The sequence below is a fragment of the Citrobacter sp. Cpo037 genome (assembly GCF_030332945.1).
GTDB classification, from domain to species: domain Bacteria; phylum Pseudomonadota; class Gammaproteobacteria; order Enterobacterales; family Enterobacteriaceae; genus Citrobacter; species Citrobacter portucalensis.
The window spans coordinates 128,933-152,375 of record NZ_JAOWGW010000046.1 but is presented as its reverse complement, the minus strand read 5'-3'; the positions used below and the strand labels follow the sequence as shown (position 1 = coordinate 152,375).

General features: G+C 52.3%; 17 protein-coding genes. 5 read left to right on the top strand and 12 right to left on the bottom strand.

What is annotated here, in order from left to right; all coding sequences use genetic code 11:
- Positions 1-39 precede the first annotated feature (39 nt).
- The 6 genes from narI to OGX94_RS06685 form a co-directional block, all read right to left on the bottom strand.
- Complete coding sequence (gene narI, locus OGX94_RS06710; RefSeq protein ID WP_003833047.1) at positions 40-720, bottom strand: respiratory nitrate reductase subunit gamma; 681 nt, start codon at positions 718-720, stop codon at positions 40-42.
- A complete protein-coding gene (gene narW / locus OGX94_RS06705; protein ID WP_003833045.1) occupies positions 717-1,412 on the bottom strand; it encodes a nitrate reductase molybdenum cofactor assembly chaperone in 696 nt (231 codons plus the stop codon). The genes narI and narW overlap by 4 nt, the downstream gene beginning before the upstream one ends.
- A complete protein-coding gene (narH, locus tag OGX94_RS06700; protein ID WP_003833042.1) occupies positions 1,412-2,956 on the bottom strand; it encodes a nitrate reductase subunit beta in 1,545 nt (514 codons plus the stop codon). Before narH ends, narW begins: the two co-directional genes overlap by 1 nt.
- Positions 2,953-6,693 carry a nitrate reductase subunit alpha gene (locus tag OGX94_RS06695; protein ID WP_257661975.1) on the bottom strand — a complete coding sequence of 1,247 codons (3,741 nt, stop codon included), beginning with the start codon at positions 6,691-6,693 and terminating at the stop codon, positions 2,953-2,955. Before OGX94_RS06695 ends, narH begins: the two co-directional genes overlap by 4 nt.
- 96 nt (positions 6,694-6,789) lie before the next feature.
- A complete protein-coding gene (locus OGX94_RS06690; protein ID WP_063940753.1) occupies positions 6,790-8,175 on the bottom strand; it encodes a NarK family nitrate/nitrite MFS transporter in 1,386 nt (461 codons plus the stop codon).
- 212 nt (positions 8,176-8,387) lie between these two features.
- Complete coding sequence (locus tag OGX94_RS06685) at positions 8,388-8,966, bottom strand: TetR family transcriptional regulator (protein ID WP_003833036.1); 579 nt, start codon at positions 8,964-8,966, stop codon at positions 8,388-8,390.
- A 117-nt stretch (positions 8,967-9,083) separates the two neighbouring features.
- Here OGX94_RS06685 and OGX94_RS06680 point away from each other — a divergent pair, with 117 nt between their 5' ends.
- On the top strand, positions 9,084-10,568 hold the full coding sequence (locus OGX94_RS06680) for an MFS transporter (protein ID WP_003833034.1): 1,485 nt from the start codon (positions 9,084-9,086) through the stop codon (positions 10,566-10,568).
- 3 nt (positions 10,569-10,571) lie between these two features.
- Here OGX94_RS06680 and OGX94_RS06675 read toward each other — a convergent pair whose 3' ends face one another.
- From OGX94_RS06675 to yddG, 3 genes are all read right to left on the bottom strand, one after another.
- On the bottom strand, positions 10,572-11,012 hold the full coding sequence (locus tag OGX94_RS06675) for a GFA family protein (protein ID WP_003833032.1): 441 nt from the start codon (positions 11,010-11,012) through the stop codon (positions 10,572-10,574).
- Between the two features lie 83 nt (positions 11,013-11,095).
- Positions 11,096-12,178 (bottom strand): porin OmpD, encoded by a 1,083-nt coding sequence (ompD, locus tag OGX94_RS06670; RefSeq protein ID WP_008784801.1) that lies wholly within the window; start codon positions 12,176-12,178, stop codon positions 11,096-11,098.
- A 459-nt stretch (positions 12,179-12,637) separates the two neighbouring features.
- On the bottom strand, positions 12,638-13,519 hold the full coding sequence (gene yddG / locus OGX94_RS06665) for an aromatic amino acid efflux DMT transporter YddG (protein WP_063941986.1): 882 nt from the start codon (positions 13,517-13,519) through the stop codon (positions 12,638-12,640).
- A gap of 288 nt (positions 13,520-13,807) precedes the next feature.
- Here yddG and fdnG point away from each other — a divergent pair, with 288 nt between their 5' ends.
- The 4 genes from fdnG (at position 13,808) to OGX94_RS06645 (ending at position 19,134) form a co-directional block, all read left to right on the top strand.
- Positions 13,808-16,855 carry a formate dehydrogenase-N subunit alpha gene (gene fdnG / locus OGX94_RS06660; protein WP_149384247.1) on the top strand — a complete coding sequence of 1,016 codons (3,048 nt, stop codon included), beginning with the start codon at positions 13,808-13,810 and terminating at the stop codon, positions 16,853-16,855.
- Between the two features lie 13 nt (positions 16,856-16,868).
- Positions 16,869-17,753 carry a formate dehydrogenase N subunit beta gene (gene fdnH / locus OGX94_RS06655; protein WP_003833024.1) on the top strand — a complete coding sequence of 295 codons (885 nt, stop codon included), beginning with the start codon at positions 16,869-16,871 and terminating at the stop codon, positions 17,751-17,753.
- Positions 17,746-18,402 carry a formate dehydrogenase-N subunit gamma gene (gene fdnI / locus OGX94_RS06650; protein WP_257661976.1) on the top strand — a complete coding sequence of 219 codons (657 nt, stop codon included), beginning with the start codon at positions 17,746-17,748 and terminating at the stop codon, positions 18,400-18,402. Before fdnH ends, fdnI begins: the two co-directional genes overlap by 8 nt.
- A gap of 129 nt (positions 18,403-18,531) precedes the next feature.
- Positions 18,532-19,134, top strand: coding sequence for an inorganic diphosphatase (locus OGX94_RS06645; protein ID WP_003833020.1), 603 nt, complete (start codon positions 18,532-18,534; stop codon positions 19,132-19,134).
- An 80-nt stretch (positions 19,135-19,214) separates the two neighbouring features.
- Here the strand turns inward: OGX94_RS06645 and OGX94_RS06640 are convergent, their stop codons facing one another.
- The 3 genes from OGX94_RS06640 to sra all read right to left on the bottom strand — a co-directional run bounded on the left by OGX94_RS06640 (position 19,215) and on the right by sra (position 23,254).
- The gene (locus OGX94_RS06640) at positions 19,215-20,927 is read right to left on the bottom strand and encodes an ABC-F family ATP-binding cassette domain-containing protein (RefSeq protein ID WP_286568938.1); all 1,713 of its coding nucleotides are present in this window, start codon (positions 20,925-20,927) and stop codon (positions 19,215-19,217) included.
- Positions 20,928-21,236: 309 nt separating this feature from the next.
- Complete coding sequence (maeA, locus tag OGX94_RS06635; protein ID WP_003833011.1) at positions 21,237-22,934, bottom strand: malate dehydrogenase; 1,698 nt, start codon at positions 22,932-22,934, stop codon at positions 21,237-21,239.
- A 179-nt stretch (positions 22,935-23,113) separates the two neighbouring features.
- The gene (gene sra / locus OGX94_RS06630) at positions 23,114-23,254 is read right to left on the bottom strand and encodes a stationary-phase-induced ribosome-associated protein (RefSeq protein ID WP_003833009.1); all 141 of its coding nucleotides are present in this window, start codon (positions 23,252-23,254) and stop codon (positions 23,114-23,116) included.
- Between the last annotated feature and the right edge of the window lie 189 nt (positions 23,255-23,443).

Here is a 23,443-nt window from a genome sequence, read left to right as displayed (position 1 = left end):
GCCCGGTAAGCGTAAGCGCTACCGGGCATCAGAGTTCAATTATCGGCGGGAACGCACTATTTGGTAGCGACGGGTAAAGTACTCAAACGGCGCACTCCAGACGTGGACCAGGCGAGTGAACGGGAACAGCAGGAAGATAGTCATCCCCAGAACCAGATGCACACGGAAAATCAACGCCACGCCATCCAGATGCGCAGATGCGCCGCCCTGGAAAGTCACCACCGACTGCGCCCAACCGACCAGTTTCAGCATTTCACTGCCGTCTGGATGTTGCGCAGAGAACGGGATGGTGGTTAAGCCGAGGATACACTGAATCAACAGAACGCAGAGGATCAGAATATCGGCGGTGGAAGATGTCGCACGAATACGCGGGTTGGTCAGACGGCGCACCAGTAAACCTGCGCCACCAACCAGCGTTAGCACGCCGCATAGCCCACCGGCAATCATTGCCATCTGTTGTTTCACCGCAATCGGCAGGAACCAGGCATACATCCAGTGCGGCGTTAGCATGCCGAACAGGTGACCGAAAAAGATCCCCAGAATGCCGATGTGGAACAGGTTTGACCACAGCACCATGCCGCGTTTGTCCAGCATCTGGCTGGAAGAGGCGCGCCAGGTATATTGCCCGTAGTCATAGCGTAGCCAGCTGCCGAGGATAAACACCGTACCGCACAGGTACGGGTAGATATCGTAAAAAAAGACGTTCAGGTACTGTATCATTTCGGGCCTCCCGCGCTGACGTCGACATACTGCGGCGCCACGTCCTGGCTAAAGCGTCGTTGATAGTTTTGTAACGGTGAACTGTCGCAGGCGGTGGCGTTATCCTCGATAAACTTCACCTGTTCCTCTTCCCACACCGCATCCAGCGCCTGACGGGTATCATCGCGGGTTTCAGCACCAACCTGCTTAGTGACACTGTCACTCGAAAGAGGGCTTCCGGCAAGCAGCAGCAGGGCGTCAAACAGTTGATACCACGGCGTATCGCGCTGTTTTAAGCGCCCGCCCAGCAGAGCCAGAATCGGTGCAACGTTCTGCAGTCCTTCTTTGGCCTGGTCCTCCGGCAACACGCTCAAATACTCCAGATACAACGGCAGATGATCAGGCAGTTCGCGGCAGTCGAGCTGTAGCCCGACCTTTTCATACTGAGCCAGCAGATCAACCATCGCCTGACCCCGGTCACGGGACTCGGCGTGCACGTGCTCAAACAGCAGCAGAGAGGTGGCCCGGCCCCGGTCAAAGATTTCGCACCATTCCGCTTGTTTATCCAGCAGTGGCGCATTGAGCAATCCCTGGCTAAATTCGGTAAGCATGGGGGCATCGCTGGCCACAAGCGCCAGCGCGTCGTCTTTACACTCCCACAGCAGCTCGTCGGGATATTCCATCAGCAGGCCGATAACCTTCAGGATTTGCATTATTCACCCTCCGCTTTATCGCGCACTTCGGTGATGTCGATCGCATCAATACGGCTACTGTTAAACAGGTTGAATTTGGTATCTGAGCCATGGCAGCCGTCACCGAAGGTAAATCCGCAGCCGTTTTTCTCCGGGAAGGCATCGCGCGCCATTTCACGGTGGCTGGTCGGGATCACAAAGCGGTCCTCATAGTTGGCGATGGCCAGATAGCGATACATCTCCTCAACCTGCTCAACGGTCAAACCCACTTCCTCAATCGCGCGGGTGTCCGTCACACCTTCCACTGTTTGCGCACGCATATAGTGACGCATGGCCATCATACGTTTCAGCGCGCGCAGCACCGGACCGGTATCTCCCGCACTGAGCATGTTGGCGAGGTACTGAACCGGAATTCGCAGCGACTCAACCGCCGGCAAAACGTTACCATTGTGCGGCAGTCCGCCCGCGTCGGCGACCGACTGAATCGGTGACAATGGCGGTACATACCAGACCATCGGCAGGGTGCGATATTCCGGGTGCAGCGGCAGCGCCAGTTTCCAGTCCATCGCCATTTTGTAGACTGGCGAACGTTGGGCCGCTTCGATGACGTTATGCGGAATACCTTGTTTTAACGCCTCTTCAATGACAGCCGGATCGTGCGGGTTGAGGAATACATCGCACTGACGCTCATAGAGATCGGTCTCATGCTCGGTGCTGGCCGCTTCTTCGATGCGGTCGGCGTCGTAGAGCAATACGCCGAGATAACGGATACGCCCAACGCAGGTTTCCGAACATACCGTCGGCTGGCCGGACTCAATACGCGGGTAGCAGAAAATGCACTTCTCAGACTTACCGCTCTTCCAGTTAAAGTAGATTTTTTTGTACGGACAGCCGCTGATGCACAAGCGCCAGCCGCGACATTTGTCTTGGTCGATCAGCACAATGCCGTCTTCTTCACGCTTATAGATAGCACCGCTTGGGCAGGTGGCGACACAGCTTGGGTTCAGGCAGTGCTCGCACAGGCGCGGTAAATACATCATGAAGGTGTTTTCGAACTGGCCGTACATCTCCTTTTGCATCTTCTCGAAGTTACGGTCGCGGGCACGTTTTGAAAATTCGCCGCCAAGCAGTTCTTCCCAGTTTGGACCCCAGATAATCTTGTCCATCCGCTTTCCATCGATCAGCGAACGCGGACGCGCGGTGGGCTGATTCTTGCTTTCCGGCGCGCTATGCAGATGCTGATAATCGTAGGTAAACGGCTCATAGTAATCATCGATTTGCGGGATCACCGGGTTGGCGAAAATTTTGGTGATGACGCCCATCTTACCGCCCAGACGCGGTCTTATCTTGCCGTTAACATCGCGAACCCAGCCGCCTTGCCACTCTTCCTGATCTTCCCAGTTTTTTGGATACCCAATCCCCGGTTTAGTCTCAACGTTGTTAAACCACGCATATTCCATCCCTTCACGCCCGGTCCAGACGTTTTTACAGGTGACGGAGCAGGTGTGGCAGCCGATGCACTTATCCAGATTAAGAACCATGCCTACCTGTGAGCGTATTTTCATTTTTTCGCCTCCTGTACCTGATCGCGACCTTCATCATCCAGCCAGTTAATATTTTTCATTTTTCTAATCATGATGAACTCATCGCGGTTAGAGCCGACCGTACCGTAATAGTTGAAGCTGTATGCCAGCTGCGCATAGCCACCTATCATGTGCGTGGGTTTCGGGCAGACGCGGGTCACCGAGTTATGGATCCCGCCGCGCATCCCGGTCACCTCTGAGCCAGGGATATTCATGATTCGCTCCTGAGCGTGATACATCATGGTCATTCCCGGTGGCACGCGTTGACTCACCACTGCACGCGCGGTGAGCGCACCGTTGGCGTTGAAGGCTTCAATCCAGTCGTTATCCTCAATACCCAGCTCTTTGGCATCGGTTTCACTGATCCAGACAATCGGCCCGCCGCGCGACAGCGTCAGCATCAGCAGGTTTTCGCTATAGGTGGAGTGGATCCCCCATTTCTGGTGCGGCGTCAGGAAGTTGAGCGCTTTTTCCGGGAAGCCGTTAGGCGGAACCTCGCGCATTTCACTGACGCTGCGGGTATCGATAGGTGGACGATACGCCACCAGACTTTCACCAAACGCACGCATCCACGCATGATCCTGATACAGCTGCTGGCGACCGGACAGGGTACGCCATGGGATCAGCTCGTGGACGTTGGTATAGCCTGCGTTATAGGAAACATGTTCACTTTCCAACCCGGACCAGGTGGGGCTGGAGATGATTTTGCGCGGCTGCGCCTGGATATCGCGAAAACGGATCTTCTCGTCTTCTTTGTTCAACGCCAGATGCGTATGGTCGCGTCCGGTCATCGCCCCCAGCGCTTCCCAGGCTTTCACCGCCACCTGACCGTTTGTTTCCGGTGCCAGGGCAAGGATCACCTCAGAGGCATCCAGCGCGGTGTCAATCAGCGGGCGTCCTTTTGCCGGGCCTTCGCGCTTGGTGTAGTTCAGCTTGCCGAGGAAATCGACTTCCGCCTGGGTATTCCACGCAATGCCTTTCCCGCCATTACCGAGTTTGTCCATGAGCGGGCCAAGTGAAGTAAAGCGTTCGTAGGTGGCGGGGTAGTCACGCTCCACAACGGCGATATTCGGTGCCGTTTTGCCCGGGAGGAGATCGCATTCGCCTTTGTGCCAGTCCTGAATGTCAAACGGCTGCGCCAGCTCTGCCGGAGAGTCGTGTTGCAGCGGTTGCAACACGACATCCGTTTCTTGTCCAAGGTGTCCGACGCAAACCTCAGAAAATACTTTGGCGATGCCTTTATAAATTTCCCAGTCGCTCTTCGATTCCCATGCCGGGTCGACCGCCGCAGACAACGGGTGAATAAACGGATGCATATCCGAGGTATTCATATCGTCTTTTTCATACCAGGTAGCGGTTGGCAGAACGATATCGGAGAACAAACAGGTGCTGGACATACGGAAATCGAGCGTGACCAGCAGATCGAGCTTGCCCTCTATCGCCGCCGACTGCCATTCAACCTCTTCAGGTTTAATACCCTCGCTTGAACCGAGCGCTTCCCCCTGGATCCCGCTTTCGGTACCCAGCAAATATTTGAGCATGTATTCATGCCCTTTACCGGAGGAGCCGAGCAGGTTAGAGCGCCAGACGAAGAGGTTGCGCGGATGGTTTTTGCCGTTATCAGGCTGTTCGCAGGCAAAACGAATATCACCCGACTTCAGCGCCTGTGCGGTGTATTGCGCAGGAGATAGTCCTGCATGTTCGGCTTTTGCTTTAACGGTCAGAGGGTTGAGGTTAAGCTGCGGCGCAGACGGCAGCCAGCCCATTCGTTCAGCCCGCACGTTAAAGTCAATTAAATGTCCGCTAAACTTCGACGCATCGGCCAGCGGAGAGAGGAGTTCCTGCGCGGTGAGTTTTTCATAACGCCACTGGCTGGAGTGGTTGTAGAAAAACGAAGTGCTGTTCATCTGACGCGGCGGACGGTTCCAGTCCAGCGCAAAGGCCAGCGGCAACCAACCGGTTTGCGGTCGCAGTTTCTCCTGACCCACATAGTGCGCCCAGCCGCCGCCGCTTTGTCCCACGCAACCACAGAACACCAGGATGTTAATCATGCCACGGTAGTTCATATCCATGTGATACCAGTGGTTGACGCCAGCCCCGAGAATGATCATCGAACGGCCATGCGTTTTGTGCGCAGTATCGGCAAACTCACGGGCGATCTGTTCGATATGACGGCGTGGCACACCGGTAATTTGCTCGCCCCAGGCCGGGGTGTAGGCTTTCACTTCGCTGTAATCTTGTGCGCTATGGACGTCATCCAGACCACGGTCGAGGCCATAATTCGCCAGCACCAGATCATAGACGCTCACTACCGGGCAACGGCTACCGTCAGCGAGGGTAAGATGTTTTACCGGCAGTTGACGGATCAGCACCGGTTCTTGTTTTACACTGCGAAAATGTGGGTTTTCGTTGCCGCCAAAATAGGGGAATGCGACGCCGGTCACTTCATCATGCAGACCGAGCAGCGAAAGAGAAAGCTCAGTTTCAGCGCCAGCCGCCAGTGGTTCCAGGTTCCATTTGCCTTTCTCCCCCCAGCGAAAACCGATAGATCCGTTCGGGACAACCAGTTCACCTGCGCTGTTAAAGGCTACCGTTTTCCACTCTGGATTGTTGCTTTCGCCCAGACCATCGACAAGGTCTGAAGCACGCATCATGCGTCCAGGCACGTAGCTGCCATCTTCCCGGGCATCCAGTAAAACCAGCATCGGCATGTCGGTATAGCGACGGCAGTAATTGAGGAAATAATCGCTGGGATTGTCGAGGTGGAACTCTTTCAGGATGACGTGGCCCATCGCCATTGCCAGCGCGCTGTCGGTCCCTTGTTTAGGTGCCAGCCACTGGTCGCATAGTTTAGCGACTTCCGAGTAGTCCGGCGTAATGGCAATCGTCTTGGTGCCTTTGTAGCGTACTTCTGTGAAAAAGTGCGCATCCGGGGTACGGGTCTGCGGCACGTTAGAGCCCCAGGCGATGATATAGCTGGAGTTATACCAGTCGGCGGATTCAGGAACGTCGGTCTGCTCGCCCCAGGTCATCGGTGACGCGGGCGGTAAGTCGCAGTACCAGTCATAGAAGCTCAGACAGGTTCCGCCGATTAGCGAGAGATAGCGTGTGCCGGCGGCATAGGAAACCATCGACATCGCAGGGATCGGGGAGAAGCCGACCACGCGATCCGGGCCGTAGGTTTTCACCGTCCAGACGTTGGCGGCAGCAATCAGCTGATTAAGCTCTTTCCAGTTGGAACGGATAAACCCACCGCGCCCGCGTACCTGCTTGTAGCTCTGGCATTTTTGCGGGTCGTTCATAATGGATTCCCAGGCCAGCACCGGATCGGGCTGGCGGGAGAGGGCGTCGCGCCACAATTCGATTAAGCGTTTACGCACCAGCGGATATTTCAGGCGGTTCGCGCTATAGAGATACCACGAGTAACTGGCGCCGCGTGGACAGCCACGGGGCTCATGATTTGGCAGGTCAGGACGGGTACGCGGGTAGTCGGTTTGCTGCGTTTCCCAGGTCACCAGCCCGTTTTTAACGTAGATCTTCCAGCTGCATGAGCCGGTACAGTTAACGCCGTGGGTAGAACGCACAATTTTGTCGAACTGCCAGCGCTGACGATAGCTGTCTTCCCAGTCCCGGTTGGTGTGCATTACTTGCCCATGCCCCTCGGCAAACGTATCGCCCTTTTGTTTAAAGTAGCGAAAGCGGTCTAACAGTTTACTCATGACATAACTCCTGCTTCGATAATATTGCCGACGGTGAATCGAACGCCAGGCCTGATCCGGCCTGCCTAAATGTCCGATCCTGCGGTATCCATTTTGTTATTTTTTTTGTGATTTACGGCCATAGACCAACCAGGTCACCAGCACGCAGACGATGTAAAACACGAGGAATATTTTCATGGCACCCACAGGAGAGCCGGTCAATGCCAGCGATGAGCCAAACGCTTTAGGAATGAAGAAGCCCCCCACAGCGCCAATGGCGGAGATAAATCCCAGGGCGGCTGCGGTATCGGTTACCGCTTCCCGCTGAGCTTGCTCTTCAGTACCGCCATGCAGCTTCACCCGATAAATTGTGATTTTGCGAAAGATCACCGCAATCATCTGGAAGGTTGAACCGCTACCCAGACCCGCGGTCAGGAACAAGCCCATAAACACCAGGTAAAACGCGATAAAGCTACCTTCGCCCGAGCCGGGCAAAGTGAGAAACAGCAGGGCGCTGAACAGTGCCATAAAGATGAAGTTAATTAAGGTGACACGTACACCACCAAACTTGTCAGAGATAACACCGCCCGCCGATCGTGCAAGCGCGCCGATGAAGGGGCCGAAGAACGCCAGTTGCAGGATATTCACGTCGGGGAACTGGGTTTTCGCCAGCATGGCAAAGCCTGCCGAAAAACCGATAAATGAACCGAAGGTGGCGAGATACAGCAGACTTAATAACCACAGATGAAAACGCTTGAGGACCGGTAACTGGGAGGCAATTGAGGCCTTCGAGCTGGCAATGTCGTTCATTCCCATGCCCGCTGCCACGGTGGCTATCAGCAGTAACGGCACCCAAATCCATGCGGCATTGGCCAGCGACAATAACGAGCCATCAGCTTGTGGTACGCCCTGTACGCCCAAAAAGGTAAATATGGGCAGAAAGATCACCAGTGGCGCGATCAACTGCATCACGCTGACGCCGAGGTTGCCGAGACCACCGTTAACGCCTAATGCGCTACCTTGCTTCGCTTTGGGGAAGAAAAAGCTGATATTGCCCATGCTGGAGGCAAAGTTAGCGCCAGCAAAACCACACATCAGCGCAATGATAATAAATACACCGAACGGAGTAGTGGTATTTTGCACGGCAAATCCGAGCCAGACACAGGGAATAACCAGAATAATCGTACTAAAAATGGTCCAACGACGCCCACCAAATATAGGTACCATAAAGGAGTAGGGAACGCGCAATATTGCACCAGAAAGAGAAGGCAGTGCCGTTAATAAAAACAGTTGGTCAGTGGTGAAATTAAAGCCAATTTTATTCAGATTTACGGCAACGGCGCTGAACAACATCCAGACGCAGAACGCAAGCAGCAGGCAACTTACTGATATCCAGAGATTTCTGCGCGCAATGTGCTTGCCTTTATTTTCCCAAAAGCCGGGGTTCTCTGGTTTCCAGTCCGTTAAAAGATAACGATTATTTTTCTCATTTGATGATGACATATTATTCTCCATGCACATGCCGTTCATGAAAAAGAAATAAACGCATGCAGCGCCGCGCGGCTTCTTTTTAGAAACTATTGAAAAGTTTTAGGAATATTGACTGAAAGAATAGATAAAAAAGTGCAATAACGCGGCGTGATAGGAGAATTACACGTTGCTTAAGTGTTACTAATTGTAAACATAAAAGATGTATTGTTAATTCATCTATTACATCAAATAAATAACTCCTGCGTAATCATACGATCAAGATGACGATCGAATGCAGGATCGGCCATTTCCTCAATACCTAATATGTACATACCATCCAGGCCGCAGACTAATGCGATTAAACGCCATGCGACGTCGGCGGCATCAGGCGTAGATGAGAACTCACCGGCTTTCTGTCCTTGGGTAATAATGTTGGCGGTTTCTTCGTGCCACATTCGCATGGTCAACAGGTAGGCGCTTTTAATTTCCGGATCTTTACCCGCAACAACCTGTGCTTCACGCCATAGCTTAATATAGGGTTCCAGACCACCATCTTCACTGCCTAGCATCGCATGCAGTCGCTCACGGAAACTGGCGTCTTCGCTGACCAGTTCGGCATCAAGTAGGGTGCGGATAAGGCGCACAAATGCCTGGGATTTGAGCTCACCGGCAGAGGCGAAATGGTGATGTAGCTGGCCCGTCGCGACGTGAGCTTCAGCAGCAATGCGTCGAACCGTCATGGCGGAAAATCCTTCTTCAAGTGCGACACGCATTGCCGCTTGCAGAATCACTTCCCGACGTTCATCCCGATTTAGATAGCTCATCATTCCTCCTGTATCCGTATAGATCGCAGTCTAACAAAAAGTTGGACATATGTTCAATTTTCCGTAGGATCGCTAAAGCTGGACATGTGTCCAGTTTTGGTTTCGTTAGGGAGTTTTATGTTTCGTCAGTGGTTAACGTTAGTCATTATTGTGCTGGTCTACATCCCTGTTGCGATTGATGCAACGGTGCTGCACGTTGCCGCGCCCACGCTGAGTATGACGCTGGGTGCCAGTGGTAACGAGCTGCTGTGGATCATTGATATTTATTCCCTGGTAATGGCCGGTATGGTATTGCCAATGGGCGCGCTGGGGGATCGCATCGGCTTTAAACGTCTGCTGCTGTTAGGCGGTGGATTATTTGGTCTCGCATCGCTGGCGGCCGCTTTTGCTCATAGCGCAAGCTGGCTGATTGCCACCCGGGCGGTATTGGCGATTGGCGCGGCGATGATTGTTCCGGCAACGCTGGCGGGTATTCGCGCCACGTTCTCTGAGCAACGGCATCGAAATATGGCGCTCGGCGTCTGGGCAGCGGTCGGTTCCGGCGGTGCGGCGTTTGGCCCACTGGTTGGCGGGATGTTGCTGGAGCACTTCTACTGGGGGTCCGTATTCTTAATTAATGTACCAATTGTCCTGGTGGTAATGGCCTTAACCGCACGCTTAGTGCCACGCCAGGCCGGACGTCGCGATCAATCGTTAAATTTTGGTCATGCGATCATGCTGATTGTTGCCATTCTGCTGTTGGTTTACAGCGCCAAAACCGCGCTGAAAGGGCATACGGCGACCGTTGCCATCGCCCTGACGCTGTTAACCGGCGCTTTACTGTTGTGGCAGTTTGTCCGTATCCAGCTTGCGGCAGCCCGCCCGATGATTGATATGCGTCTGTTCACGCACCGCATTATCTTAAGTGGCGTAGTGATGGCGATGACCGCGATGATAACGCTGGTGGGTTTTGAGTTGCTGATGGCACAGGAACTACAGTTTGTTCACGGTTTAACACCGTATCAGGCAGGGTTGTTCATGCTGCCGGTGATGCTGGCCAGTGGTTTCAGCGGACCGATTGCCGGTATGCTGGTTTCACGCCTGGGATTACGTTGTGTGGCAACGGCGGGCATGGCGCTGAGCGCCGTTAGTTTTTACGGCCTGGCGATGACGGATTTCAGTAGCCAACAGGTACAAGCCTGGATTTTGATGGCTTTGCTTGGTTTTAGCGCCGCCAGTGCGCTCCTGGCTTCAACAGCGGCTATCATGGCAGCAGCGCCGGCGGAAAAAGCCGCGGCCGCTGGCGCCATCGAGACAATGGCTTATGAACTGGGGGCAGGACTTGGGATCGCTATCTTTGGCTTACTGCTGAGCCGTAGCTTTTCTGCATCGATTCTGCCGCCAGCCGGACTTAATGCGCAGGAAATGGAACGTGCCTCATCGTCAATGGGGGAGGCGGTACAACTGGCGCACTCGCTCCCGCCGTCACTAAGTGAAGCATTGCTGACGGCTGCCAGAGAAGCGTTCACCTGGTCACACAGCGTGGCATTAAGCAGCGCCGGCAGCATGCTTATCGTATTAGCGATAGGAATGTGGTTCAGTCTGGCAAAGGTACAACGTTAATAACTAGTGAGCTAAATGACAGGGGTAATCCATCTCTTCGACTTCTTTCCCACTCAGTCGAGCGTATTGCCCCGTCAATCTCCAGAACGCAGGCTGTGTTTCCGTATAGATTTCTGCCGCTAATATCAGGCGGCGGCGATCTACCTCATTAAGTTCCAGAAGTGTCCACGGAATAAAGTAGCGATCGCTGTCCGTCAACGTAAACCACAGTGGGCATCCGCAGCCGGAACAGAAGAACCGTTCACCACGATTTGAAGAAGGGAAGTGCGAAGGTTCTGCCGATTCTGGCGACATCAGCGGGTGAGCGCTGGCTTCCAGATACATGGCGATGCCGCCTGACCATTTCTGACACAGCGTACAGTGGCAGGCATAGACATCCAGCATTTCGACGTCAACGGTAAAATGACTCTGTCCGCAAAGACAACGACCAGTGAATGTCTGCACGGCATACTCCTTATGACCGAGTCTACATTAAGAGAAAAAGCCAGCCCTGGAAGGACTGGCTTTGTATTCAGACTACAACAAAATTAGAACTGGTAGTTCAGACCAACAGCCACGATGTTGTCAGTGCTGATCTGCGCAACATTTTTAGTGAAGTTAGTGTCATCCAGCAGGTTGATTTTGTAATCAACGAAGGTAGACATGTTTTTGTTGAAGTAGTAGGTAGCACCCAGGTCTACGTATTCAACCAGATCCTGGTCGCCGTATGCACCCAGATCTTTACCTTTGGATTTCAGGTAAGCGATGGACGGACGCAGGCCGAAGTCGAACTGGTACTGTGCAACAGCTTCAAAGTTCTGAGTTTTGTTAGCAATACCGTCGATTTTACCGAATGTGGTCATATTGCGGGTTTCGGAGTAGGTGGTCGCCAGGTAGATGTTGTTCGCATCATACTTCAGACCAGCAGCCCACACTTCCGCATTCTGACCTGAAGCGTAAAGACCGTTGGTGCCGTTGCGCACCTGACGATCGGTTCGGTCAGATTTCGCATAGGTAGCACCAACGCCGAAACCTTCGTATTCATAGGTAGTAGACAGACCGAAGCCATCACCGTTCGCTTCAACTTCATCGGTACGATCGTTTTTGCCCTGGTACTGAGCGGCAAAGTTCAGACCTTCAACCAGACCGAAGAAGTCGGTGTTACGATAGGTTGCAACGCCGGTAGCACGCTGGGTCATGAATACGTCGGTCTGGGTCCAGGTATCACCACCGAACTCAGGCAGGACGTCGGTCCATGCGCCGATGTCGTAAGCTACGCCGTAGTTACGACCGTAGTCGAAAGAACCGTATTCAGCGAATTTCAGGCCAGCGAATGCCAGACGGGTTTTGTCTGCTTCGGAACCCTGGCTTTCGGAACGGTTGCCTTTGAATTCATATTCCCACTGACCAAAACCAACCAGTTGGTCGTTGATCTGAGTTTCGCCTTTGAAGCCCAGACGTGCGTAGGTTTTGTCGCCATCGCTGCTGGTGTCGTCAGAGAAGTAATGCTGAGCGTGAACTTTACCGTAGATATCCAGTTTGTTTGCGTCTTTGTTATATACCTCAGCTGCGTTTACCGCACCTGCCGCCAACAGGCTAGTCACTGCCACTGCAACTAATTTAAGTTTCATTCTAAATAATCCTTATAATTTTTTCTTGGTGTGTTTCCTAAACCATTGCTAAACGAAGGGGTTCGTCAATGGCAAACTATTTTTAAATGACGCAGTGGTATAAGTTCAATAATAAGTTTCATAATATTGCGAAATATTTGAGTTTGTGTGATCCAGATCTACATAATATAGCTGATTGTATTAATCTTTATATGTGACAAATCTGAATGGGTATATTTACGTAGGGGACTATTGTGCCGCCTATGGTTTAAATGACGTTAGTCACGCAGGTGTAATATATACATATCGAGGATTATAGATAAGCATGAAATATTTTCTTGAGTTAATTAATTACCAATTATTAACATTTAATTAAACAAAAATAAACATAAGCCACAAGTGGAATGAACATTTATTATTCATTAATTTGATTACAGTGTAGCCGGGTTTTAGATTTGCGCGATAAAACCCGGATTTTTTTCAGGCGCGGCGTGTTGCCAACCAGCAAAGTAGCGAACCCGCACAAACCATCAATGCCCCCTGCCAGAAAGATAGCGACAACGGGGCGCTGAGTAACACAGCAGCCAGGGCGGAGGAGAGCACTGGGGTAAAATAGGAACCTACGGCCATGATGGTCACGTTGCCATGCAAAATGCCAATATTCCACGCCGCATAGGCAAATCCTAACGTTAATGCCGCTGAGAACATTTTAATAGTCACCGAAGTGCTGAAAATCATTTCTGGTTGCGGAGTCATAAAATAGTAAACCCACAAACTTGCGGCCGTCAGTAAAACGAATACCGTAATGCCGTTAAAGCCTTTTGCATATTTATTGGTCACCGTGCAATACGTTGCCCAGATAAATGCGCCCAAAAAGGCGAGGAAATAGCTCAACGGACTGCTGGCAACGTTGTTTATAATTTCACCAGGATTAAGGCCGTTTTCACCACCCAATACCCAACAAACCCCGGTCAATGCGATAATTAATCCAGGGATCACCAACCAGGTTGTTTTTTGACCATTAAATAAAATAGCAAACAATATCGTTAAACTCGGCCAGAGATAATTGACCATACCGACTTCAATAGCCTGGTGACGAGTAGCCGCATAACCGAGAGCCAGCGCTAAACATATTTCATAGGTAACAAAAAGCACGCTACCCGCGATTAAATAACGCACAGGAATCTTTCTTATATTCGGAAAGCCGACGGTAAAAATCAGCAACAGGCCACTTAACGAAAAAATCATTGCTGCGCCGCCCGCAGGACCCAGTCCTTCACTTACCCCACGCATGAGTCCGACCATCGTACTCCAGAGCACAATAGCAATGAGCCCAATTAACGTTGCTTTTTGTTTTGTCATTCTGATTGTCTGTCCATGGTACTGGCAAAAATTTAAGCTGAAATTTATAGCACCTTTACACCGTAGCGCGCTAATTAATTGCTTTTCACATACTCCCTTATGGGTACAAAGGTTAAACAAAGTGCACTATTTAGTAGCGGAACCGTTTCGTTATTGATTTGACGCAAAAAAAATATGGATATAGCTGATAGTTTCGTCGCGAAGTTGTACATGTCATCTTTCAATTATGCCGCGCTGGCGCGATTTGAGAGATGTCGTGTACGAATCCCTGCAAAAAAGAGGAAAGCAATGGACGTCAGCCGCAGACAATTTTTTAAAATCTGCGCGGGCGGTATGGCGGGAACAACAGTAGCCGCTTTGGGTTTTGCACCCAAAATGGCACTGGCTCAGGCGCGAAACTATAAGCTGTTACGCGCCAAAGAGATCCGAAACACCTGCACATACTGTTCCGTAGGTTGCGGGCTATTAATGTATAGCCTGGGAGATGGAGCAAAAAACGCCAAAGAGTCGATTTACCATATTGAAGGGGATCCGGATCATCCGGTGAGCCGCGGGGCATTATGTCCTAAGGGCGCAGGATTACTGGATTACGTGCACAGTGAAAACCGTCTGCGTTACCCGGAATATCGCGCTCCTGGTTCCGATAAATGGCAGCGTATCAGCTGGGATGAAGCATTCACCCGTATCGCGAAGCTGATGAAAACTGACCGTGACGCCAACTTTATTGAGAAGAATGAGCAGGGCGTAACGGTAAACCGCTGGCTTTCAACCGGGATGTTGTGTGCCTCTGCGGCAAGTAATGAAACCGGCATGCTGACGCAAAAATTTGTGCGCTCACTCGGCATGCTGGCAGTAGACAACCAGGCGCGCGTCTGACACGGACCAACGGTAGCAAGTCTTGCTCCAACATTTGGTCGCGGTGCGATGACCAACCACTGGGTTGATATCAAAAACGCTAACGTCGTGATGGTGATGGGCGGTAACGCCGCTGAAGCACATCCAGTGGGATTCCGCTGGGCGATGGAAGCCAAAAACAACAATGATGCCACGCTGATTGTTGTTGACCCTCGTTTTACACGTACAGCATCGGTGGCGGATATCTATGCGCCAATTCGTTCCGGCACGGACATTACGTTCCTGTCCGGCGTCTTGCTGTACCTGATTGAAAATAACAAAATTAACGCTGAATACGTTAAGCATTACACCAACGCCAGCCTGCTGGTGCGGGATGACTATGCTTTTGAAGACGGTCTGTTCAGCGGGTATGACGCGAAAAAACGCCAATACGATAAATCGTCCTGGAACTACCAGTTCGATGAAAACGGCTACGCGAAACGCGATGAAACGTTAAGCCATCCCCGCTGTGTCTGGAACCTGTTAAAACAGCACGTTTCCCGCTACACGCCGGATGTGGTGGAAAACATTTGTGGTACGCCGAAAGAAGACTTCCTGAAAGTCTGCGAAGTGCTGGCTTCCACCAGCGCAGCCGATCGCACCACTACGTTCCTGTACGCGCTGGGTTGGACTCAGCATACCGTCGGGGCACAGAACATCCGAACCATGGCGATGATCCAGTTGCTGCTCGGCAACATGGGGATGGCAGGTGGCGGTGTCAACGCCTTGCGCGGCCACTCCAACATTCAAGGGTTAACCGACTTAGGTCTGCTCTCTACCAGCCTGCCGGGCTACCTGACGCTGCCGTCAGAGAAACAGACAGATCTGCAAACCTATCTGGCCGCGAACACGCCAAAAGCGACATTGGCCGATCAGGTTAACTACTGGGGCAACTATCCGAAGTTCTTCGTCAGCCTGATGAAATCTTTCTACGGCAATGCAGCGCAGAAAGAAAATGACTGGGGCTTTGAGTGGCTGCCGAAGTGGGATCAGTCCTACGACGTCATCAAATACTTCAACATGATGGATAGCGGGAAAGTCACCGGCTACATCTGTCAGGGCTTTAACCCGGTTGCGTCCTTCCCGGACAAAAACAAAGTGGTGCAGAGTCTCAGCAAACTGAAGTATCTGGTGATTATCGATCCGCTGGTGACCGAAACCTCAACGTTCTGGCAAAATCACGGCGAGTCAAACGACGTTGATCCGGCATCGATTCAGACTGAAGTTTTCCGTTTGCCTTCTACCTGCTTTGCGGAAGAGGACGGCTCCATCGCCAACTCAGGCCGTTGGCTGCAGTGGCACTGGAAAGGTCAGGATGCCCCGGGCGAAGCCCGCAACGACGGCGAAATTCTGGCCGGTATTTACCATCGTCTGCGCGATATGTATCGCACTGAAGGCGGTAAAGCTGTAGAGCCCGTTCTGAAAATGAGCTGGAACTATAAGCAGCCGGACGAACCGCATTCCGAGGAAGTGGCAAAAGAGAACAACGGCTATGCGCTGGAAGATCTCTATGATGCCAACGGCGTGCTGGTTGCGAAAAAAGGTCAGTTGCTCAACAGCTTTGCGTTGCTGCGCGATGATGGTTCCACGTCATCGTCCTGCTGGATTTATACCGGTAGCTGGACCGAACAGGGCAACCAGATGGCCAACCGCGATAACGCTGACCCGTCAGGTCTGGGTAATACGCTGGGCTGGGCCTGGGCATGGCCGCTGAACCGTCGCGTGCTGTATAACCGCGCTTCGGCGGATCCGCAGGGTAAACCGTGGGATCCAAAACGCATGCTTATCCAGTGGAACGGTACGAAGTGGACGGGGAACGATATCCCGGACTTCAACACCGCGGCACCGGGTAGTGGCACCAATCCGTTTATCATGCAGCCGGAAGGGCTGGGGCGTCTGTTTGCTATCGATAAGATGGCGGAAGGTCCGTTCCCGGAACACTACGAGCCGATGGAAACGCCGCTGGGTACTAACCCGCTGCACCCGAATGTGATCTCCAACCCGGCAGCACGTCTGTACGAAGCGGATAAACTCCGTATGGGCACGAAACAGGACTTCCCGTACGTCGGGACGACCTATCGTCTGACCGAACATTTCCATACCTGGACCAAGCACGCATTACTGAATGCGATTGCCCAGCCAGAGCAGTTTGTGGAAATCAGCGAAACGCTAGCGGCAGCGAAAGGGATCAACAACGGCGATCACGTGAAAGTCAGCAGCAAACGTGGATTTATTCGCGCAGTTGCCGTGGTCACTCGTCGTCTGCGTACCCTGAACGTCAACGGTCAGCAGGTTGAAACGGTTGGGATCCCAATCCACTGGGGCTTTGAAGGAGTCGCGCGTAAAGGCTTTATCGCCAACACCCTGACGCCGAATGTCGGTGATGCAAACTCGCAAACGCCGGAATACAAAGCGTTTTTAGTTAACATCGAGAAGGCGTAAGGGAGGCGAACATATGTCTATGGAAACGCAGGACATCATCAAACGGTCCGCAACAAACTCCATCACGCCGCCGCCTCAGGCCCGTGATTACAAAGCAGAAGTCGCGAAGCTGATCGACGTTTCCACCTGTATAGGTTGTAAGGCCTGTCAGGTGGCATGCTCAGAGTGGAACGATATCCGCGATGAAGTTGGCCACTGCGTCGGGGTGTATGACAACCCCGCCGATCTCAGCGCCAAGTCCTGGACGGTGATGCGGTTTACCGAAACCGAACAGAACGGCAAGCTGGAGTGGTTGATTCGTAAAGACGGCTGTATGCACTGTGAAGATCCGGGCTGCCTGAAGGCGTGCCCGTCTGCCGGGGCCATCATCCAGTACGCCAACGGGATTGTCGATTTCCAGTCAGAGCACTGCATCGGCTGCGGCTACTGTATTGCCGGGTGTCCATTTAATATTCCGCGCCTCAATAAAGAGGATAACCGCGTGTATAAATGTACGCTGTGTGTGGACCGAGTCAGCGTCGGGCAGGAACCTGCCTGCGTGAAAACGTGTCCGACCGGGGCAATACATTTCGGCACCAAGCAGGAAATGCTGGAAATGGGCGAACAGCGTGTGGCAAAACTGAAAGCACGCGGTTTTGAACATGCCGGTCTTTACAACCCGGAAGGTGTGGGCGGCACGCACGTCATGTACGTTCTGCATCATGCCAACCAGCCTGAACTGTATCACGGTCTGCCAAAAGACCCGCAGATAGATACCTCTATCAATCTGTGGAAAGGGGCGCTGAAGCCGCTGGCCGCTGCCGGATTTATCGCCACCTTCGCCGGACTGATTTACCACTACATTGGTATTGGTCCGAATAAGGAAGTGGACGACGACGAGGAGGATCATCATGAGTAAGTCGAAAATGATTGTGCGCACGAAATTTATCGACCGCGCCTGTCACTGGACGGTGGTGATCTGCTTCTTCCTGGTAGCGCTGTCGGGGATTTCATTTTTCTTCCCGACTCTGCAATGGCTGACGCAAACCTTCGGTACGCCGCAGATGGGACGCATTTTGCATCCGTTCTTCGGCATACTGATCTTCGTGGCGCTGATGTTCATGTTTGTACGCTTTGTGCACCACAACATCCCGGATAAGAAAGATATTCCGTGGCTGAAAAACATTGTGGAAGTACTGAAAGGCAATGAACACAAAGTGGCGGATGTGGGCAAATACAACGCCGGGCAGAAAATGATGTTCTGGTCGATTATGAGCATGATTTTCGTGCTGCTGATTACCGGTATCATTATCTGGCGTCCGTACTTTGCGCAGTTCTTCCCGATGCAGGTCGTGCGCTATAGCCTGCTGATCCATGCGGCTGCGGGGATTATCCTGATGCACGCCATCCTCATCCATATGTATATGGCATTCTGGGTGAAAGGATCGATTAAAGGCATGGTTGAAGGGAAAGTGAGCCGTCGCTGGGCGAAGAAACATCACCCGCGTTGGTATCGCGAAGTTGAAAGACAAGAAGCGAAAAAAGAGAGTGAGGAGGGGGTTATCTAATCCCTGATGTTCCCTCTACGCAATGGCGCTACATCGGTAGCGCCATTTTTTTGCCAAAAAAACGTCATGTTTCTGTCATCTGCTGAACGTAAGGTATTGTCTTTCCGATAATAGAAGAGTTAAAAGACAATGCATCTGGTGAAAAAATTACTCGCAGTCAGCGTGTTTCTTTGTGCTTCAGCTCAGGCGCAGAACATCCTCGAATTTCCTCAGCCGGAGAACAACCCGGAAGAGTTTTATGCCGTAACCGAAATCCCGGCAGGCGGAATGATTAAATATGAAACCGACGCCAAAACCGGTTTTATCGTTGCCGATCGCTTCCAGTCAATGCCGGTTGCCTATCCCGCCAACTACGGTTCACTCACCCAGTCTTTAGCCGGTGACGGCGACCCGCTGGATGTCATTTTTTATACCCGTGCGCCGCTTGCTCCGGGAACGTTGATTAAGCTGCGCGCTATTGGCGTACTGAAGATGATCGACGGCGGTGAAAAGGACGACAAAATTGTCGCTGTTCCGGCCAGTAAAATTGACCCCACTTATGACGACATCAAAGAGTTAAGCGATCTGCCCAAGATTGAAGTTCAACGTCTGGAATCTTTCTTCCGCGTGTACAAAGATCTTCCGGAAGGGCGCAAGAAGGTCGAATTAAACGGTTTCAATGATGCCGCTACGGCAAAGCAAGAGATCAAACAGGCCTGGGATGCCTGGAAAGAGAAAAAACCGCAGCAATAACGAATTGCCGGATGGCGCTTGCGCTTATCCGGCCTACGTTTTTGTAGGCCCGGTAAGCGTCGCGCCACCGGGCGTTGCTATCAGAGTTTCGCCGTTATTTCCTCTATCTCCTTGCGCCATTGCGCCTGTAACAACGGTTTTTGATGTTTCGGCTTGCGGGCGAGATCGTCGGCCAGACGCTGCTCAAGATCGAGAAGTTGTTCCAGTAATCTATCGCTGTCACCGCTTATTTCAGTTTTCTCTACGACCGCCGTTTTGGGAACGGTTATCTCCGCGGACGTTTCCCGAATACGCGCATTGACCGCCTCCAGATCGTGCCATTCACTGAGTTCGCCATTGTCGATTAACCAGAACCGATTACAGCTTTGGCTGATAAGCTGCCGGTCGTGACTGACCAGCAACACGCCGCCGTTATAGCTTTGTAGCGTTTCTGCCAGCGCCTCTTTGCCTTCCATATCCAGATGGTTGGTCGGTTCATCGAGCATCAGCAGACTGTAGCGTGCAAGCGTCAGCCCCACAAACAGTAGCCGGGAGCGCTCACCACCGCTTAATGTACTGACCCGCTGCGCATGACGAACCCACGGAAATCCCGCGCTAATCAGCGCCATCTTGCGAATCTCTGGCTGCGGGGCAAACGCTTCCAGCGCGTCAAACAATGAATCGTTATCGGCAAGCTGATGCAGCGTCTGGTCGTAATAACCCAGCGTAACGCGCGGGTGTAACACCAGTGAAGTTGATGCTATCTGTGCCTGGAACTGTTGCCAGATAAGCCTTAACAGCGATGATTTCCCGCAACCGTTACGCCCGACAATCGCCACGCGATCGCCGCTTTTTAACCGGATACCGGCAATGGAAAACAGTGTATCTGCACCAGGAGCAGGGGCTACAGACAGATTGGTCATCTCCAGCAAACGATCTGCACGCAGGGCATCACCCTGCAATGTTAGTGTCCACTGACTTCCTGACGTCACTTCTGTTTGTACCTCTTTCAGGCGCTGTACCTGTTTTTCCATCTGCTTGGCCTTGCGGGAGAGATCTTCGTTGTCGTAGACCCGCCCCCAGGTTGCCAGCCGTTTGGCGCTGGCAGTCACCCGGTCTATTTCTTTTTGCTCAGCCTTGTGGCGCAGAGCATCGCTGACATCTCTTTCTGCCAGAGCCTGACGCGCTGCACTACAGGGTAGATCAAACGCATGGAGGGTGCGATCGCGCAAGATCCAGGTTCCGTGAGTCACCGCATCCAGCAGTTGCGGGTCGTGGGAGACCACCACAAAACTGCCAGACCAGTTCTGTAAGAACTGCTCAAGCCACAGTAATGTAGGCAAATCCAGGTGGTTACCCGGCTCATCCAGCAGCAGCAGGTCAGGATTACGCATCAGTGCCCGCGCTAATAGCAAGCGCGTGTGCTGGCCACCGCTCAACGTTTGCGCTGTAAGAGATAAATTCTCTGGCGTAAAACCCATTTCGGCAAGCAGTGCTTCAACTCGCCACTGCTGAGCTGCGCGTTCATGCTCGGGAAGTTGAGCGAGAACGGCTTCCTGCAGCGTAAGAGGCAGTATATCGTCAGGTAGATGTTGTTCTACACGCGCGAGATGGCAGTGATTCGCCTGCGCGATTGCCCCACTGGTGGGCGAGATCGTGCCATCGAGCAGTTTTAACAGCGTGCTTTTGCCGCAGCCGTTGTAACCGATAAGCCCGATGCGGTCGCCTTTTTTCAGGGTAAAGGAAAGATCGTCGAATAGCGTGCCGAATGCCGTATCAATGTGTAAGGATTGTGCGGTTAGTAATGTGCTCATTGTTGCTTACTCAAGAGTTACAGGCGCAAAAACGCCTCGTCAAACATCGCTGACGATAACCCGGTAAGCCCGAGAGAAGGGGATTTAGAAGTTAGCTTCGCTCAAGCAGAAGTTATCGCAGCACGATACCGATAACGCTTGAGCACTGGCGATCGCCAAAAGCATGTGAAACGATAAAACGTTCACAGTACAGCATAAGTATCCTCCTTTTGTTTTTCAGAATGTTAATCGGTGGTGAAAGTGTAATCGTAAGTTGCGCAAAAGCGCAAGTGTTGAACGCCCGGCAGCAGTTTGCCGCCGGGCAAAGCGTCAGATAGAGGTACGACGGTAGTCGCGATATTCTGCTTGCCAGAAATTATCGTCAATCGCCTGTTGCAGCGCTTCGGCGGAGGTTTTCACCGCCACACCTTGCTGCTGCGCCATTTTACCGACGGCAAAGGCAATGGCGCGAGAAACGGTCTGAATATCTTTCAGTTCCGGTAGCACCAGGCCTTCGCCGTTGAGCACCAACGGTGAATACTGTGCCAGCGTTTCACTCGCCGACATCAGCATTTCATCAGTGATGCGCGACGCGCCAGACGCAATCACACCCAGACCAATACCCGGGAAGATATAGGCGTTGTTACACTGGGCGATTGGGTAAATTTTATCTTTCCACAGTACCGGTGCGAACGGACTACCGGTCGCAACCAGCGCGTTACCTTCGGTCCAGGCGATAATATCCTGTGGCGTAGCTTCAACACGGGAAGTGGGGTTAGACAACGGCATGACGATCGGACGCGGACAATGCTTGTGCATTTCGCGGATGATCTCTTCGGTAAACAGGCCGGTTTGTCCGGAAACGCCGATCAGGATGTCAGGTTTAACGTTGCGGACCACGTCGAGCAACGACAGCACATCTTCTTGTGTATCCCAGTGCTGGAGATTTTCGCGTTTTTGCACCAGTTTGGTCTGGAAGGAGAGCAGGTTCGGCATTTTGTCTGTTAACAGGCCGAAGCGATCGACCATGAATACGCGTTGACGCGCCGCTTCTTCGCTTAAACCTTCACGCTGGATCTGCGCAATGATCTGCTCGGCAATCCCGCAACCGGCGGAACCCGCACCGAGGAAGACGATGTTCTGTTCGCTCAACTGGCTACCGGCCGCGCGGCTAGCCGCAATCAGCGTACCGACGGTAACCGCCGCGGTGCCCTGAATATCGTCGTTAAACGAGCAAATTTCATCACGATAACGGGTCAGCAGCGGCATGGCGTTTTTCTGGGCGAAATCTTCAAACTGCAACAGCACGTCCGGCCAGCGATGCTTCACGGCCTGGATGAATTCATCAACGAATTCGTAGTATTCATCATCAGTGATACGCGGATTGCGCCAGCCCATATACAGCGGATCGTTCAGCAGTTGCTGGTTGTTGGTCCCCACGTCCAGTACCACCGGAAGAGTATAGGCCGGGCTAATTCCGCCACATGCGGTATACAGCGACAGTTTACCGATTGGAATGCCCATCCCGCCGATCCCCTGATCGCCAAGACCTAAAATACGTTCGCCATCGGTGACAACGATGACCTTGATGTTGTGGTTAGGGACGTTTTGCAGGATATCGTCCATATTGTGGCGGTTCTGATAAGAGATAAACACGCCGCGCGCACGACGATAAATCTCAGAGAAACGCTCACAGGCCGCGCCGACCGTTGGGGTATAGATAACTGGCATCATCTCATCCAGGTGATTATGCACCAGTCGGTAAAACAGGGTTTCGTTGGTGTCCTGGATGTTGCGCAGGTAAATATGTTTGTCGATTTCGGTTTTGAATCCCTGATATTGGATCCAGGCGCGTTCAGCCTGTTCCTCAATCGTCTCGACCACTTCCGGCAGTAACCCCAGCAGATTGAAGTTACGGCGTTCTTCCACACTGAAGGCGCTCCCTTTATTCAGTAAAGGGAATTCCAGCAGTACCGGGCCAGCGTAGGGGATGTAAAGGGAACGCAGTTTTTTGGTTTCGTTTTCCATGTCACTCACTCTTTTTTGAATAACCGTCCCTGGCGCTCTTTATGATCGTATGTGGCCTGTCCGCCAGGGAAACGGGCGAAGTATAAAGCATTGTGAATGGGTTAAGGGGTTTTATAAGCAAAAACACCACTGCGGTTGCAATGGTGTTTATCTCGTTACTCAGTCAGACGTGCGAAAGGCTACTTGCCGTCAGTGCGGCGCTTTCTTCCAGTAGGATTATTGACCACGTTGGTTTTGTCACCTTCGGTCACGATTTTACGTTGATTTGAGATTTTGTGGTCCAGTCCGAGAATATGACGGGCCTGACGGTTCGATTTCATTCTAACTCCTTAATCCTGTTACTGGTTTCAAGGGCGAGCCCGTACGAGAACGGACGAAATACAACCTGATATAAAGCCGATGTTCAACATAACGGCTTTCTGGATGGTCGGTCATTTTATCTGAAAGGTCAATGCTTAAGCGGCAAATGAGAACTATCCCGTATGTAACATGCTTTTTCCCGGGCGTCC

Bases quoted from the DNA above. Each gene is read 5' to 3' on its own strand.
- narI (WP_003833047.1), bottom strand. From the start codon at position 720: ATGATACAGTACCTGAACGTCTTTTTTTACGATATCTACCCGTACCTG.
- narW (WP_003833045.1), bottom strand. From the start codon at position 1,412: ATGCAAATCCTGAAGGTTATCGGCCTGCTGATGGAATATCCCGACGAG.
- narH (WP_003833042.1), bottom strand. From the start codon at position 2,956: ATGAAAATACGCTCACAGGTAGGCATGGTTCTTAATCTGGATAAGTGC.
- OGX94_RS06695 (WP_257661975.1), bottom strand. From the start codon at position 6,693: ATGAGTAAACTGTTAGACCGCTTTCGCTACTTTAAACAAAAGGGCGAT.
- OGX94_RS06690 (WP_063940753.1), bottom strand. From the start codon at position 8,175: ATGTCATCATCAAATGAGAAAAATAATCGTTATCTTTTAACGGACTGG.
- OGX94_RS06685 (WP_003833036.1), bottom strand. From the start codon at position 8,966: ATGAGCTATCTAAATCGGGATGAACGTCGGGAAGTGATTCTGCAAGCG.
- OGX94_RS06680 (WP_003833034.1), top strand. From the start codon at position 9,084: ATGTTTCGTCAGTGGTTAACGTTAGTCATTATTGTGCTGGTCTACATC.
- ompD (WP_008784801.1), bottom strand. From the start codon at position 12,178: ATGAAACTTAAATTAGTTGCAGTGGCAGTGACTAGCCTGTTGGCGGCA.
- yddG (WP_063941986.1), bottom strand. From the start codon at position 13,519: ATGACAAAACAAAAAGCAACGTTAATTGGGCTCATTGCTATTGTGCTC.
- fdnH (WP_003833024.1), top strand. From the start codon at position 16,869: ATGTCTATGGAAACGCAGGACATCATCAAACGGTCCGCAACAAACTCC.
- fdnI (WP_257661976.1), top strand. From the start codon at position 17,746: ATGAGTAAGTCGAAAATGATTGTGCGCACGAAATTTATCGACCGCGCC.
- OGX94_RS06645 (WP_003833020.1), top strand. From the start codon at position 18,532: ATGCATCTGGTGAAAAAATTACTCGCAGTCAGCGTGTTTCTTTGTGCT.
- OGX94_RS06640 (WP_286568938.1), bottom strand. From the start codon at position 20,927: ATGAGCACATTACTAACCGCACAATCCTTACACATTGATACGGCATTC.
- maeA (WP_003833011.1), bottom strand. From the start codon at position 22,934: ATGGAAAACGAAACCAAAAAACTGCGTTCCCTTTACATCCCCTACGCT.
- sra (WP_003833009.1), bottom strand. From the start codon at position 23,254: ATGAAATCGAACCGTCAGGCCCGTCATATTCTCGGACTGGACCACAAA.